Source organism: Paramicrobacterium fandaimingii (genome assembly GCF_011751745.2).
GTDB lineage: Bacteria > Actinomycetota > Actinomycetes > Actinomycetales > Microbacteriaceae > Paramicrobacterium > Paramicrobacterium fandaimingii.
Window position 1 is genome coordinate 112,481 of record NZ_CP061170.1, and the last position, 14,340, is coordinate 126,820.

At 65.9% G+C, this 14,340-nt stretch carries 14 protein-coding genes; 7 read left to right on the plus strand and 7 right to left on the minus strand.

All coding sequences use genetic code 11. The annotated features are described in order from the left end of the window. Positions 1-3: 3 nt before the first annotated feature. The 3 genes from HCR84_RS00575 to HCR84_RS00585 form a co-directional block, all read right to left on the minus strand. Positions 4-216 carry a hypervirulence associated TUDOR domain-containing protein gene (locus tag HCR84_RS00575; protein WP_166983008.1) on the minus strand — a complete coding sequence of 71 codons (213 nt, stop codon included), beginning with the start codon at positions 214-216 and terminating at the stop codon, positions 4-6. A 71-nt stretch (positions 217-287) separates the two neighbouring features. Then, complete coding sequence (locus tag HCR84_RS00580; RefSeq protein WP_166983007.1) at positions 288-644, minus strand: DoxX family protein; 357 nt, start codon at positions 642-644, stop codon at positions 288-290. Then, positions 641-1,252, minus strand: coding sequence for a TetR/AcrR family transcriptional regulator (locus HCR84_RS00585; RefSeq protein ID WP_166983006.1), 612 nt, complete (start codon positions 1,250-1,252; stop codon positions 641-643). The genes HCR84_RS00580 and HCR84_RS00585 overlap by 4 nt, the downstream gene beginning before the upstream one ends. A 101-nt stretch (positions 1,253-1,353) precedes the next feature. On the opposite strand from HCR84_RS00585, the gene HCR84_RS00590 reads away from it, so the two are divergent. Further along, positions 1,354-1,893: a TspO/MBR family protein gene (locus HCR84_RS00590; RefSeq protein WP_166983005.1), complete on the plus strand. Its 540-nt coding sequence runs from the start codon at positions 1,354-1,356 to the stop codon at positions 1,891-1,893. Between the two features lie 217 nt (positions 1,894-2,110). After that, positions 2,111-3,214, plus strand: a complete 1,104-nt coding sequence (locus tag HCR84_RS00595; protein ID WP_166983004.1) for a pyridoxal-phosphate-dependent aminotransferase family protein — start codon at positions 2,111-2,113, stop codon at positions 3,212-3,214. Between the two features lie 33 nt (positions 3,215-3,247). Here the strand turns inward: HCR84_RS00595 and HCR84_RS00600 are convergent, their stop codons facing one another. Next, positions 3,248-3,838: a TetR/AcrR family transcriptional regulator gene (locus HCR84_RS00600; RefSeq protein WP_166983003.1), complete on the minus strand. Its 591-nt coding sequence runs from the start codon at positions 3,836-3,838 to the stop codon at positions 3,248-3,250. Between the two features lie 75 nt (positions 3,839-3,913). Here HCR84_RS00600 and HCR84_RS00605 point away from each other — a divergent pair, with 75 nt between their 5' ends. Beyond that, on the plus strand, positions 3,914-5,062 hold the full coding sequence (locus tag HCR84_RS00605) for a hypothetical protein (RefSeq protein WP_166983002.1): 1,149 nt from the start codon (positions 3,914-3,916) through the stop codon (positions 5,060-5,062). A 29-nt stretch (positions 5,063-5,091) separates the two neighbouring features. On the opposite strand, the gene HCR84_RS00610 is transcribed toward HCR84_RS00605, so the two are convergent. Next, positions 5,092-5,754, minus strand: a complete 663-nt coding sequence (locus HCR84_RS00610; protein WP_166982158.1) for a response regulator transcription factor — start codon at positions 5,752-5,754, stop codon at positions 5,092-5,094. Next, on the minus strand, positions 5,735-7,027 hold the full coding sequence (locus HCR84_RS00615; protein ID WP_166983001.1) for a sensor histidine kinase: 1,293 nt from the start codon (positions 7,025-7,027) through the stop codon (positions 5,735-5,737). Before HCR84_RS00615 ends, HCR84_RS00610 begins: the two co-directional genes overlap by 20 nt. A 123-nt stretch (positions 7,028-7,150) precedes the next feature. Here HCR84_RS00615 and HCR84_RS00620 point away from each other — a divergent pair, with 123 nt between their 5' ends. Next, positions 7,151-7,888 carry an ABC transporter ATP-binding protein gene (locus HCR84_RS00620; RefSeq protein ID WP_166983000.1) on the plus strand — a complete coding sequence of 246 codons (738 nt, stop codon included), beginning with the start codon at positions 7,151-7,153 and terminating at the stop codon, positions 7,886-7,888. Beyond that, the gene (locus HCR84_RS00625) at positions 7,885-9,225 is read left to right on the plus strand and encodes an FtsX-like permease family protein (protein ID WP_166982999.1); all 1,341 of its coding nucleotides are present in this window, start codon (positions 7,885-7,887) and stop codon (positions 9,223-9,225) included. Before HCR84_RS00620 ends, HCR84_RS00625 begins: the two co-directional genes overlap by 4 nt. Positions 9,226-9,242: 17 nt before the next feature. Here the strand turns inward: HCR84_RS00625 and HCR84_RS00630 are convergent, their stop codons facing one another. Then, the gene (locus HCR84_RS00630) at positions 9,243-12,467 is read right to left on the minus strand and encodes a S41 family peptidase (protein ID WP_166983272.1); all 3,225 of its coding nucleotides are present in this window, start codon (positions 12,465-12,467) and stop codon (positions 9,243-9,245) included. Between the two features lie 52 nt (positions 12,468-12,519). On the opposite strand from HCR84_RS00630, the gene HCR84_RS00635 reads away from it, so the two are divergent. Together HCR84_RS00635 and HCR84_RS00640 are read left to right on the plus strand one after the other, a co-directional pair. Beyond that, on the plus strand, positions 12,520-13,038 hold the full coding sequence (locus HCR84_RS00635; protein WP_166982998.1) for a nucleoside deaminase: 519 nt from the start codon (positions 12,520-12,522) through the stop codon (positions 13,036-13,038). 52 nt (positions 13,039-13,090) lie between these two features. After that, positions 13,091-14,338, plus strand: a complete 1,248-nt coding sequence (locus tag HCR84_RS00640) for an alpha/beta fold hydrolase (RefSeq protein ID WP_166982997.1) — start codon at positions 13,091-13,093, stop codon at positions 14,336-14,338. Positions 14,339-14,340: the final 2 nt, after the last annotated feature.

Sequence of the window (14,340 nt, forward strand, 5' to 3'; positions counted from 1 at the left end):
ATGCTACTTCGGCACGTGCGTCAGAGCAGAACCCTTGTGCGCCGCGATGTGGTCCGTCTTGTCGCTCGCGATCTCATATTGCGGGTCGTCGTCAGACGCGTGCCGCGTATGACCCTTGTAGGTGAAGTCTGCCGTGTGCACCTTCGTGATGGTTCCGGAGACATTACCAGCCTCGGAATTCCAGCTCACGTGGTCGCCAACGCTGAACTCTGGCATCGCTACCGCCTTTCTTGTGACCTCCCGCCATCGTACGACTGATGGTGGCCGAGGCGCGCGGGGCGGCTCTCTCAGAGATACGACACAAGCAGCACGACCGTCGACAGAGCCAGCATTCCGAGGCAGTTGAGCCAGAACTCGCTGCCCGTGAACCGTGCGCGAATGTGCGAGTAGGCAGCCGCTACGAAATAGCAGACGATGCCGACGTTCGCCGCGAAGGCGATGCCGGGTACCCAGAGGCCCACGGCGAGCCCGGCCACAGCCAACAGTTTGATCACGAGCAGTGTCCACCACCACTCCCGCGGAAACCCGACGCCGTTGAGGCAGTCGCGAATGAATTTCGGCGGTCTGATCGACATTGCGGCATCGCTCAGAACGACTATGGCGAGAAGCGCGGTGAGCCACCACGGTTCGGGAAGCAGAATCATCGGTTCTCCAGGTGATCGGTCATGACGAGTGAGACAACGTTTTGCAGCTCAGCGAGTGCCGTGGATACGTCGGAATCGCCGCCCGCCCAGGCGAACAAAACGCCGAGGTACGCGAAGTACACAGCCCGGGATGCTGTGCGGGCACGGTCGTGGGACATGCCCGATGCCTCGAATTCGATGGCGATAGCAGCCCGGAGGGTGTCAGCAAGTTCGGCGAAGATCGCCGATTGATGGGCACCGCGAACGAGGACGGCGGCGTATTCGCGCGAGAGCTCCTGGTCGCGGCTGAAGAGTTCAAGAAAGGGGCGAAGGTGCGCAGTGATCCGCTCGGGTGCGAGCGGGGCATCCTGCTCACCGCGTGATGTGTGCTGGGATACCTGAGCGTTCTGCCTCTGCGCGATTGACGCCTCGAACACGGCTGCGAGCAGCGCGCTCTTGTCGCCGACGGACATGACTGTGCCCGTGCTCACTCGCGCCTCGAGCGCGATCTGGCGGATGGACGTCGCAGCGAAACCCTGCTGTCGAAACAGGCGATCAGCAATGCTGATGACGTGGCGTCGCGTGGTGGCGCGCTGTTCTGCGCGTGACTGAACCTGTTCACTGAACATGTTCAGTCACGCTACTCCGATTCTTCACAACGCGCAAGCGCTGGCATTGTCGAGGGCTCCGCGTAGCATGGCCAGACGGCAACCGTCGGAAAGGAGAACTGATGTTCGCGAAGAAGCTCCTGGGGACGAGCGTGCTGGTGACAGCCACCGCACTCACGGGCGCTGCGGCGACGCAAGACGTCAACAGCCACTGGTACACGAAGCTGCGCAAGCCTGATTTTCAGCCACCGGCCGCGACATTTCCCCTTGTTTGGCCGGCCCTTTACGCAAGCATCGCCCTGGCCTCGGCGGCCGTGCTCGTGCCGCAAGCGAAGAAGCGGGCCACGCAGAAGCGCCGTGAAAGCCTCGGCGTGCAGGTGACGAGACCGGATGCTGATCCAGCATCCGACCCGGCTCGCGGATACCGCCGCGCACTCCTGCTCAACCTGGCGCTCAACGCCGGGTGGTCGTGGACCTTCTTCCGCCAGCACGACCTCGATCTGGCGCTCGGCACCGCGACGGGCCTTGCGGTCAGCAGTACCGACCTCGCCCGCCGGGCGGGGCGCGTGCACCGCGGTCTCGGCTGGGCACTTGTGCCGTACGCCGCGTGGTGTTGGTTTGCGACGGCGCTCACCGCGCGCATTCGCACGCTGAACAGCTGAGTGCCGGGATCCCTGCGCGGGCGCTTGCCTAGTTTGCAGAAGAGTCGCTGCTCGTTGACTCCGGCGTGACCAGCCCAGCCTTCGAGCCGCGCGGCGAAGAGTGTCGAGTACGCGGCCAAGGTGCGTCCGGGCCCCGAACCAGGTGAGCGCCTGATTCAATGGAGGCGAGGCAGCATCTCGCACTCCGCTGCCTCCGGAGACCCAGAGGGAGCATCACATGCAGACACCGATCGTCACGCGCAGCCTGTTCGGTCCGGGGCCGACGAACCCGTACAACGAAGCGACTGTGGCGCTCGGCTACCCGCTGCTCGGGCACCTCGACCCCCTCTTCATCGAGCGGATCGACCGCACCTGCGATGGCCTGCGTGAGGTGTGGGGAACGCAGAACGCCCGCACGCTGCCGCTCAGCGCCACCGGTTCCGCTGGCATGGAAGCCGCGTTCGTCAACATGGTCGAACCGGGGGATGCCGTGGTCATCGCCGTGAACGGACTCTTCGGCGAACGCATGTGCGACGTCGCCGCCCGCTGCGGGGCCGAGGTTGTGCGCGTCGATCACGACTACGGCCAGCCGATCGACCCGCAGCGCGTCGCCGACGCGCATCCGAACCCCAAAATCATCGCCGCCGTGCATGCCGAGACCTCGACGGGCGTGCTCTCTGACATTGCGGCGCTGGGGGCGTTGAAGGGCGATGCGCTGCTTCTCGTCGACGCCGTCACGTCGATCGGCGGCGTCGAGCTGCGCGCTGACGACTGGGGCATCGACATCGGCTACGCGGGCACGCAGAAATGCCTCGGTGTCGCGCCCGGCCTTGCTCCGTTCACGGTATCCGACCGTGCGTTTGAGCGCCGGGTCGAGAATCCGCGTTCGTGGTACCTCGATCTCGGGATGTTGGGCGGCTACGTCGGTGCGGCATCCGGAGCCAAGCGCACGTACCACCACACGGCGCCCGTCGCCATGATCGCGAGCCTCGAGGCGGCGCTCGACCGCATCCTGGGCGAAGGCCTCGAGAACGTATGGGCCCGTCACAGCGCGGCGGGCTCGGCGTTGCGCGACGGCTTGCAGGACCATGGTTTCGAGCTGTTTGCCGCTGAGGGGTACCGACTGCCGTCGCTCACGACAGTTCGGGTGCCCGATGGTGTGAATTCGGCAGCGGTGCGCGCGTATCTGCTCGAGACGTACAGCATGGAGATCGGTGCGGGCGTCGGTGCCTATGCAGATTCAGTGTGGCGCATCGGCCTGATGGGGCCGAACGCGACGGTCGGAACGGCCGAGGTCATTCTGTCGGCGCTTCAGGATGCTGTGACTGCGACGCGCTCGTAAGGGCAGCCGCGCCGAATCAAGGGCCTGCGCGGATCAGACCGATCCGCGCAGCACGGTCGGAAGCGTTTGCAGAAACCGTTTCTCGTCGAACCCATCGACAAGAGACAGCTGCGTCACGAATCCTGGGATCAGGGCGAGCAGAACGGGTGCGGCCCGCTCGGCCCACCCCGAAGCATCCTCTGCGAGTGATGGCTGCGTCAGCGCCCACCTCGCAAGCTGTTCTGTGATCGTTGCTCGGGCACTTTCCAGTACCTCGTTGAGCAGTGTGCGCAACTGTGGGTCGACCGAAGCCTCCCCCCATACCTGAAGAAGCATGTGCACGGGTGCATTCTCCCGGAGGCCGTCAATAAGCACGGTCACGATCTCAGCGGGTTCAAGCACGTGGTCGACGCTGGCCGCGAGAACCTCGTCTTGTCGGCCTGAAACCACAGACGTTGCGACAGCGAGGATTAACTCCTGTTTGCTGCTGAAGTAGCCATAGATCGCTCCGGCCGAGAGCCCGGACTCGGCAATGATATCGGCCATCGATGTGCCCTGATACCCCGTGTTACTCAATCGGCGCAGTGCCGCGGCGATGATCTGAGAGCGACGCTCTTCGCGACGCTCATCGCTGATCTTTGGCATACGTCCTCCTGGTATTGACAACACTACTCACGATGCCATAATAAAGAACGAACATTCGTTTTATAAGGAGTAAGAATGAGCACCCGTACTGAAGCCACCACGCCGTGGCCAAAGCTCGTCGTCATCGCGTGTGCTCTGTCGATCGTCGTCGGGGTTGTTCTTCTTGCGTTTTCGTGGCCCGCAGTGACGGCCAGTGCGCACGATGTCCCCGTCGGCATTGTCGGAGCGGACGACCAGGTCGACCAGGTGAAAGATCGGGTCGAGGATGCGTCCGATGGTGCCATCGCTCTGACGCGATTCGACGACCGGAAAGACGCGGTTGCGGCGATTGAGCAACGCGACGCATTCGGCGCGATCGTTCTTGGCTCGTCACCGACCGACGCGCCTGAGGTTCTCCAAGCCACGGCGGCTAGTTCCCAGATCGCACAGATGATGACCGGGATCGCTCAGCAACTGCAACAGCAGATTGACGCCCAGATCACGGCGACAGTCGAGAAGCAGGTAAACGCGACGCTGTCGGGTCAGGCGCCACCTCCTGCGGCGGGCGAGACACCGCAACCGTTTGAGGTTCCGGAGGTAACTGTCACGACGACGGACGTGGTTTCCCTGAGCGACGACGATCCCAACGGGACAGGCCTCACAGCGTCAATGTTCCCACTCGTCATCGGGGGAATGCTCGGTGGAATTGTGATCTCGATGGTGTTGAAGGGGTCTGGACTCAAGCGCGTCGTTGCTCTCGTGATCTACGCCGCGGGAGCAGGTCTTGTGCTGACCGGGGTATTGCAGGGTATTTACGGTGCACTGCAGGGGGACTATTTGCTGAACGCGGCGGCGATGGCACTGTCAATCGCGGCGATCTCATCAACGATCACCGGGCTCGCGGGGCTGTTGGGCGCGGTCGGGGCGGGTCTTGGAGCCGCTTTCACCATTCTCCTCGCGAACCCCATCTCCGGGGCGATGGCACCGGTCGCGTTCATCGTGCAACCCTGGGGTGCCGTCGGGCAATGGCTTCCGCCCGGAGCTGCAGGGACGCTGATTCGCAACCTGTCGTACTTTCCCGATGCCAGCACGGTGTTTCCGTGGATGCTGTTGGCGATCTGGGCGTGCGTCGGAGCGGTGTTCACGGTGATCAACCTGCCCGGGCGCCGATCCCCGAAGTTGTCTGAGCATTCACAGCTCGGCGCGGGTGAGCGAGCTTCTGCAACAGCACACGCCGCCGTCTGACGTCGGCCCCATGCTGGCGGATGGCGCAGCTATTTCCTCGAGTCGTGCAGGTACGTCAGCACCGCTTTGACGCGGCGGTTCTCTTCGACGGGCCCGAGGCCGAGCTTCGCAAAGATGTTGCCAACGTGCTTGCGCACAGACGCGTCGCTCACCACGAGGGCCGCGGCGATCTCTGAGTTCGACCTGCCATCGGCCATGAGCCCGAGCACGTCGCGTTCGCGCGGAGTGAGTGTGGCGAGCGGCCCGCGATCGCGCGGCCGAAGCAGATGCTGCACAACGTCGGGGTCGATGACGGTGCCGCCCTCCTGCACGGTCACGAGGGACCGAGCGAAATCGTTGACGCGGCTGATGCGGTCTTTGAGCAGGTAGCCGATCGCGCCGTTGGGAAGCGTCAGAAGGTCGCGAGCATACCGGTCGGCGATGTACTGCGAGAGCACGAGAACGGGCTGAGTCGGAGACTGGCGACGGATGCTGAGGGCCGCGGCCAAGCCATCGTCGCGGTTCTCCGGTGGCATCCTCACATCGGTGACGATGAGATCCGGCTGGTCACCGGCAGCATCCATTCGCCCATAGACGCGACGAAGCTCATCTGCGTCGTGCGCTGTCGCGATGACGGCATGACCGAGTCGCTCGACGAGGGCGGTGAGCGCCTCGCGCAGAAGCGTCGAATCTTCAGCCAGCAGAATCCGCACGAGCCGGCTCCTGTTCTGTGAGAGGCAGATCTGTGAGGGGCAGCTGCAGACGAAGCGTCGTCGGTCCGCCGACGGGACTGTCGATCGTGAAAACACCGCCGAGTGTCTCCGCGCGTTCGGCAAGCCCGCGCAGCCCGGTGCCCGCGTCAGGGTCCGCGCCGCCATTGCCGTTGTCGGAGATCATCATGTCGAAGCCATCCTCGCCCGATCGCGCTCGAACCGTCAGTCGTGTCGACGTCGTGTGCTTCGCGGCATTCGTGATCGCTTCGGTCACAACGTAGTAGGCGGCGGTCTCGATACTGGTGAGCATGCGGTCGCCGACATCGACGTCGAGCCTCAGCTCGACCGGCGCGCGTTCGGCAAGCTCATCGAGCGCTGCAGCGAGCCCGTGGTCGGTGAGCACAGCCGGGTGAATGCCGCGCACGGTGTTCCGCAGCGTTGCCATGGCATGCTCAGCTTGGTCCTGGGCCGCGGCGAGGGCAGCCCTCGCGGCATCCGTCTCTGCTCCCTTCGCGGTGAGCTGGTCGAGATCGAGGCTCACCATGCCCAGTCGTGCGGCGAGCGTGACGAGCTCTTGCTGCACGCCATCGTGAAGGTCGCGCTCGATGCGCCGCCGCTCGGCCTCGAAGCCCGCGACAAGCGCGGCGCGGGATCGCGAGAGCCTCTCGACGTTGCGTTCCAACTCCTCCTGCCGCGGTCCGCAGAGCAGCCGAAGCAGGTACGCGTGGCCCGAGGCGATCACGACGTTCAAATATGCGAACAGCGCGAGCAGCACAGCGGCGACGGGCACGGCCGGCCACCAGTTGCCCGGCGTCACTGTGACGTAGACGTCGCCGAACAGATTGAGCTCGCGTGGTCCCTGGATCGCGGCGATGACGATCGCGACGGGGATGGCCAGCGCCGCGAATTCGACGAAGAGTACGGCGAGCGACAGCATCCCGAGCACGATGTCGACAAAAAGTGCCGCCGTTTCGCGCCACGTCGCCGTTTCGACGAGCCGGATGCTCAGCCAGTGTTGGCGTTGGTCGCGGCCGAGCCGCACGTGTCCCGTCGGCACTCGGGCGAAGCCGAGAAGCCGTGTGCGCCGCCGCTCGAGTGCGCCGAGCGCGATGCCCCACAGCGGCAGCAGCACGAGGGTGAGAACGGTAACGGCGAGCAGCAGCACGCCGAGCACGGCACTGGTCAGCAGAAAGAGCAGCGCCCGCCACGGCCACCAGCTTCTGAGAAACGACACAGGCGGTCGCCGTAGCGCAGCCCACACCGTGTTCGTCATGGTTCTACAGTACGGATGCCGCGGGTCGAGGTGCCGTGCGACAGCGAAAGGTAGCGTCAGGTCTACCTCCTATGTGGCGCTCTGCCGCTCGTGTGCGTTGTCGAGACACGATGGACTATCTCCGTGAACACCCCATTAGTCAGCGCACAGAATCTTCAGAAATCGTTCAGCGCGGGTCGCAGACAGCCTTCGATCCCCGTGCTTCGCGGCATCTCGCTTGAGGTGCATGCCGGGGAGATGGTCAGTGTTGTCGGGCCGAGCGGCTCGGGAAAGTCGACGCTGCTGTATTGCCTCTCGGGGCTCGAGCCCTACGACGCGGGCAGTGTGGAGCTTCTCGGGCGCGAGCTCAGTGGACTGAGCCGCGGCGGGCTCGCCGAACTGCGGCGCGATCATGTGGGCTTCGTATTTCAGTCGTACAACCTGATCCCCTCGCTCAGCGCCCGTGAGAACGTCGCTTTGCCCGCTCGGCTCGCTCGGCGTCGCACGGCGAAGCGAGATGTCGACGGGGCGCTCGCTGCCGTCGGGCTTACCGATCGCGCGCGGCACCGGCCGAGTGCTCTCTCTGGCGGTCAGCAGCAGCGGGTCGCAATTGCCCGCGTGCTGGCGATGTATCCCGACATCGTATTCGCGGACGAACCCACGGGGTCGCTCGACACCGCAACGGGTGCGTCAGTGCTCGGGCTTCTGCGCGACGCAGCATCCGGACCCCGTTCCGTCGTGCTGGTGACGCACGATCTCGAGGCAGCGGCGCGCGCCGACCGCGTGCTTGTGCTGCGTGACGGGCTGATTCACGCAGAACTGCAGTCGCCGGCGCCCGAGCAGGTGTTCGACGCGGTCAGCCTCGCTGGTGCCGTCGCGTGATCCGCCTCATCGCGCGCGAGCTCATCCACAACGCCCGCATCTGGGTTGGCACCTTCGCCGTCTCGCTCGTCGCGGGTTTCGTCGGCGCGTTCGCGGCGAGTCTCATCGATACGAGCTTGCGATACGACGGCGAGGTGCGGCAGTTTCTTGCGGGCGGCAGCATGGCGATGCTGATCTTCACGTCGATCACGGCGGTGATCGTGCTGAGCTCGATCTCCAACCTGACGGTGGCACTGCAGCGGCGCAGCTACGCGCTGTGGCAGCTTGTCGGCGTGCCGCCTTCTCGAGTCGGCAGTACCGTCGTGGCGCAGCTTCTCATCGTGACCGCACTTGGCAGCGCGAGCGGCGTCCTTCTCGCGCGCTCCGTGCTGAACCCGGCGTTCACGCTCATCTTCAGCAGCTGGTCAGCGATCACCCGCGTGAACTTTACGCTCTCGCTCATCGCCGCGTCATACGTCGTCGCCGGTGTGGTCGCCGTCATGCTGCTGGGCGGGCTTCGCGGCGCTCGGCGGGCGAGCCGGATCGCTCCGATCGTCGCGCTGCGGGAGCCAGACGCCGTCGCCATGAAGGTGAGATGGTTTCGGATGCTGCTGGCCGCTGCCGTCCTCGGTGGACTCTGCTGGGCGGCCGCGTCGTTGTACGGCGCCGAGTTCACCGTGATTCTCAACACGTCGATCGTCATCACACCGCTGATCGTCGCTCTGATCGCCGTACTAGGGCCGCTCGTGCTCCCCGCGGTGCAGCGTGCGTGGACCTTTCTCGTACCACGTCGCGCCTCGGCATCCTGGTTTCTCGCCCGGCACTCGGCCGGCTACCGACTGAGTCAGAGCGCTGCGGCGATCAGCCCTCTCATGGTGGCGATTGGCCTGACGGGCGGGCTCTACACGACGTCGGCGCTGCTGCGGCAGTCGCTTATTGAGCGCACGGGTGACGACAACGGGTGGAGCTTGCCGCTCGAAAGCGTCGTCGTCATGCTGGGCGGGCCGCTGCTGCTCTCGGCCGTCGCGGCAGCTGCGACTGTCTACATGACGAGCCACGCACGCGAGCATGAGTTTGCCCTTGCGCTTGCCGCTGGCGCCACTCAGCGCACTGTCATAGCGATGGCCGTCTGGGAGGCCGTGATCTATGCATCGAGCGCGTTCCTTCTGGGGCTGGCCGCGATTGTGGGAGGCGGAATCATCGTGGCGACCGCGCTCGAGCTGCGCTCGATGCCGCTTTCCTGGGCGAGCGCTGCAATCATCGCGGGAGGCGGCCTTGTGCTGCTGCTCGCGGCCACGGTTGTGCCGACGATCGCCTCGCTCCGGCATAGCGTCGCGCGCACTCTCGCGGCAGAGTGAGTGCGCGCCACCGACGCTCAGCCCTGCACGCGCGGCTCCGGCAGCGGTGGCGCCGTAGCAGCCGGCGCCTCCTCGAGCCGGGCAAGCGCCTCATCGATCGCGCGATCCAGCTGCGGATCATTCACTTCGAACAGCTGAGAGGGCGTGTGCACCACCTCGATGTCGGGGTCGACGCCATGGTTCTCGACGTCCCAGCCCTTGCCCTCAAGCCAGGTCGCGTAGCGCGGCTGCGTGACGCCGGTGCCATCGACGAGCTCGAAGCGACCGTCGATTCCGACGACGCCGCCCCACGTGCGCACGCCGACGACCGGGCCGATGCCAAGCGCCTGCGCTCGCGCGTTGACGATGTCGCCGTCAGAGCCCGAGTTCTCGTTTGCCACGAGCACGACGGAGCCACGTGGCGCGCGATCCGGATCGGGAACCGGCTGCGCATACTGTCTCGCCCACGCCCATCCGATGACGCGGGAAGCAAGCCTTTCAATCACGAGCTGACTCGTGTGGCCGCCACGGTTGTACCGGACGTCGGCAATCACGCCTTCCGCCTCGGTGGCGACACGCAAGTCGCGGTGAAGCTGCGCCCAGCCGGTGCTCATCATGTCGGGCACGTGCAGGTAGCCGAGCCGTCCGCCGCTGCGTTCGGTGACATATGCGTGCCGCGAGCGCACCCACGCCTGGTATCGCAGCACCTCTTCGGATTCGAGCGGCACGACGGCGACGCGGCGGTCGTGCCCGTCACGGCGCAACACCAGCTCGACGGGCTTCCCTGCGGCACCGACGAGGTGCTTCGCCGGCCCAGCAACGGGGTCAACCGGAACACCATCGACGGCGGCGATCACGTCGCCGTCACGCGCTCCGACTCCGGCCTGGCGCAGCGGCGATCGGGCATCGGGTTCGCTTGATTCACCGGGGAGGATGCTGTCGATGCGCCAGCCGTCCGCGGCAGGCGAGAGGTCGGCGCCAAGGAAACCCAGCTTGCGCGACGCGTCGCCGAGCGGGCTGCGCGGTTGAATGTACGCATGCGACGTATTGAGCTCGCCCACGGTCTCCCACAGCACGTCGACGAGATCATCGTGCGTGCGAACAGCAGCCACCACCGTGCGCCACCGTGTTGTCACGGCATCCCAGTCCACGCCGTTCATATCTTCGCGCCAGTAGTGGTCACGCATGAGGCGCGCGTTCTCATCGAACATCTGGTGCCACTCGGCCGCGCAATCGAGTTGAAAGCGCAGACGACTCATGTCAACGGTGATGCGCGCGCTGTCGTCTTCTTCGGCTTTGCGGGTTGAGGGCAGCACGGTCACGTCGTCGCCGTGGCGCACGACGATGCGCTCGCCGTCGCCCGAGACCGCAACGTGATCGACCTTCTCGACGATCGTTGTGAGCTTGCGATCAGGGAAGCTCCAACGCTCAAGGCTGTCTGCGGTCTTCTCGCCCGCAACTCCGGCACGACGTGACCCGAGTTCGCCTTGCTGTTCCGAAGCCACGCGCACCCACAGCACGCCGTCTTTCGCCGCTACAAGATCGCGGTAGTCCGCACTGGGCACGGGGAACGGCGTAATGCGCTCTTCCGCCCCGTCGGCGTCGAGATCGGGGCATGCCACGGTGTCGGCGCCCTTTGGGGCATCGGATGCCGCTGAGACACGCCACCCGTCGGCACTCGGCCCGAACGGTGCCGGCTCGGTCGCTGACAGGGGAATGAGCCACGGCCGCGTCGCTCCGCTGAACGCGAGATCGAACGCGTGCTGGTTGTAGTGCGGGTCGAACGTGCGGTCGGAGAGAAACACGATGTGCTTGCCGTCGAACGTGAACGCAGGGGAATGGTCGTGGTACCTGCCCGTGGTCAGAGGGACGGATGCCGCGTCTGACGTGGTGTCGAACACGCGGATCTGGTGCAGCTCCGACTCGCCTGCCGTGGGCTGCGACCAGGCAAGGTAGCGCCCGTCTGGCGAGAACGTCGGGGTGAGGGCCTCGCCCGCGTGGGAGCTGCCCACGGTGCGCGCGGTTCCGCCTGCAACATCGATGAGTCGAATCGCGCCGTCGTGCGAAATCGCCCCGAGGTGCGTGCCCGCCGGGTTCGACGCGAGGTGCAGCACGCGGCCGAGTGCGCCGACGAGGATGCGCCGCGGCTCTCCCGTGCCATCGGAATGACGGATCTCGACAGCATCCTCGCCCTCGGCATCTGTGGCATAGGCGACGGTGCCTGTCTGCCCCAGAACGACGGGTTCGCGGGTGCGGATGCCGGAATCGGCGGCAAGGGCGCGCGCCGGCCCTTCGCGATGCGACAGCCAGAACGCGTTGCCGCGCCACGAGATGAGGCTGGCGTCGCCGCCGTGATCGGCGACGAGGGCCGAGACGTTCTTCGCCGCATCGAGACTCACGGGCGCGACATCGACGCCGGGAAGCACGATGTCGAGCGTGCGCGGCTCGGAGTCGATGCCATCGAGCATCCGAATCTGTCCTCGACTGTGCCAGATGACGCGCGTGCCATCCGTTGAGGCGTCGCGCACGTAGCCGTCGTCTTCGCTCTGGAAGGTGAGCTGACGAGGTTCGCCCTCGCCCGGCGCATCCCAGAGCCAGAGGTTCGCCTGCTCATGTGCGCGGTCTGGGAACCGCGCGGCGCGATCAGAGACAAAGAGCAGCTTCTCGCCCAGCCACATCGGGTCGACGAGGCCTGCGTCGTCGTCACGCAGAAGCTGATTCCACGACCCGGTTCCGTCGTCGAGCCACAGGCGAGGAGCCGTGCCGCCGCGGTAGCGCTTCCACCACGCGGGCGGGCGGCTTCCGGGGGTGCTGAGAGCGACAGCCCCGTCACCGCGCACGGCGAGACCGGATGCCATGCCATGACGCAGGCGCTCCGAGCGGCCGTCGAGAGAAACCGACTTCACGACGGCGTGCCGCATGTTTGCCTCGCCCGCGTTTGAGGCGACGAGGATGCTGTCGTTCGACGCCCAGCCGAGCATCGTTGTTGTGCTGCCGCCCCACCAGGTGAGGCGGCGTGTGGCACCGGTTTCGACGTCCGCGAGCATGAGCTCGGGGTGCCCATCGCGGTGCGAGATGAACGCCACGCGAGCGGCATCCGGTGAAAGGCGTGGCTGGCGTACCGGTGCGTGGTCGGCGGTCAGCCGCCATGCTCTGCCACCGTCAGATCCGACGAGCCAGATGTCGTCGTCGGCGACGAAGGTGATGAGATCGTGTGAAATGTGCGGGTAGCGAAGGTACGTCGTTGTGCTCACTCGGCACATGCTACGTGGCCGAGCCGACATCGGGAAGAGGCTGTGTTGGTACGTTGTGACCATGACGAACAGCGTGCAGGCGCCCGGAGGCGGCAGGGCCATCACCGAGCAGGACCGCGAGCGGTTGCGCCGGTGCATCGAGCTGGCGCGCGAGGCGCTTGAGGCCGGCGATGAGCCTTTCGGATCGATACTGGTGGATGCTGCAGGAGAAGTCCGCTTCGAAGACCGCAATCGCGTTGTCGAGACCGGCGATCATACGCGGCATCCGGAATTCGCCATTGCGCGATGGGCATCCGAGCATCTGACCCCTGAGGAGCGGAAGGATGCTGTCGTCTACACCTCAGGTGAGCACTGTCCCATGTGCAGTGCCGCCCACGCCTGGGTCGGACTCGGGCGCATTGTGTATGCGTCGAGCTCGGCGCAGCTTGTGTCGTGGCTCGCCGAGTGGGGTGTGCCGGGCGGTCCCGTCGCCCCGCACCCGATCACCGACATCGCACCGTTCCTGCCTGTGGCGGGCCCCGTCGATGACCTTGCCGATGAGGTGCGCGAGCTGCAGGCGCTCTCACATGGTGTTCAGTGACGCCATGACGTGGAGGCCCCCGCGCGGTGAGTACCGCTCATAGACTCGAAAGATGACAGTCACAACGCGCCGCATGCAGGATCTCACCATTCACGAGCACACCATCACTGTTCCGCTGGTGTGGGGAGACGACGCAGATTCGCGCACGATCGACGTGTTCGCCGCCGTCGTCACCCGCGAGGGCGGAGAGCATCTGCCGTACCTCGTGTTCTTGCAGGGTGGGCCGGGCAGCGAAGCGCCGCGCCCGTTCCATAATCCGACCGGTCCGTCGTGGTTGGACGCCGCCCTCGAGCACTACCGCGTGGTGATGTTCGACCAGCGTGGAACGGGGCGCTCGACCCCCGTCGGCGATCGCGATTTGGCTCGCGGCGCAGCATCCGTCGCCGAATACCTCACACATCTGCGCGCCGACTCGATTGTGCGCGACGGCGAGGCCATGCGTGAGCACCTCGGCGCCGAGACCTGGAGCGTACTCGGGCAGTCATTCGGCGGGTTCACGACTCTCGCCTACCTCTCGACGCACGCGTCATCGCTGCAGCACGTGTACTTCACCGGCGGCCTGAGCGCCGTCGGGCGGCATCCTGACGACGTCTACGCGCTCGCCTACGACAAGATGCGCGACGCCTCGCTGCGGTACTACCGGCGCTTTCCCGAGCATCGCGATGCTCTGCGTCGGCTGGCCGATCGGGCGGATGCCGGTGAGATCATGCTGCCTGACGGTGAGGTTCTGTCGGTGTCGCGCCTGCGCTCGCTCGGGATGCTGTTGGGAACGAACGACGGCTGGCAGACGCTGTGGAGCCTGCTCGAGCGCGAACCGGGCACGAACGCGTTCCGCTACGACCTGGCGGCTGCGTTGCCGTTCTCGCCGCGCAATCCCCTGTATTACGTGTTCCACGAGTCGAGCTACGCCGACGGGCACGCCACGAACTGGTCGGCGGAGCGCACGCTGCCCGACGACTTCCGCGACGATGTGACACTGCTCACCGGTGAGCACGTGCGCCGCGAGTGGGCAGACACGGTTCCCGGATTCCAGCCGTGGCGCGAGGTTGTCGACGAGCTCGCCTCGTTCGAGTGGCCGCGCGTGTACGACGAGGCTGCGCTGCTGGGCTCCGGCGCTGTGGGGGCGGCTGCCGTGTACGTCAACGACGTGTATGTGCCGATGGAGTTCTCACTCGAGACGGCACGGATGCTGCCGGGCGTCGTTCCGTGGGTGACGAGCGAGCACGAGCACAACGGCCTGCGTGCGGGCGATGTGCTGCCGCACCTCATCGACCTCGTGCATAGTCGCCGCGTACGCTAGCG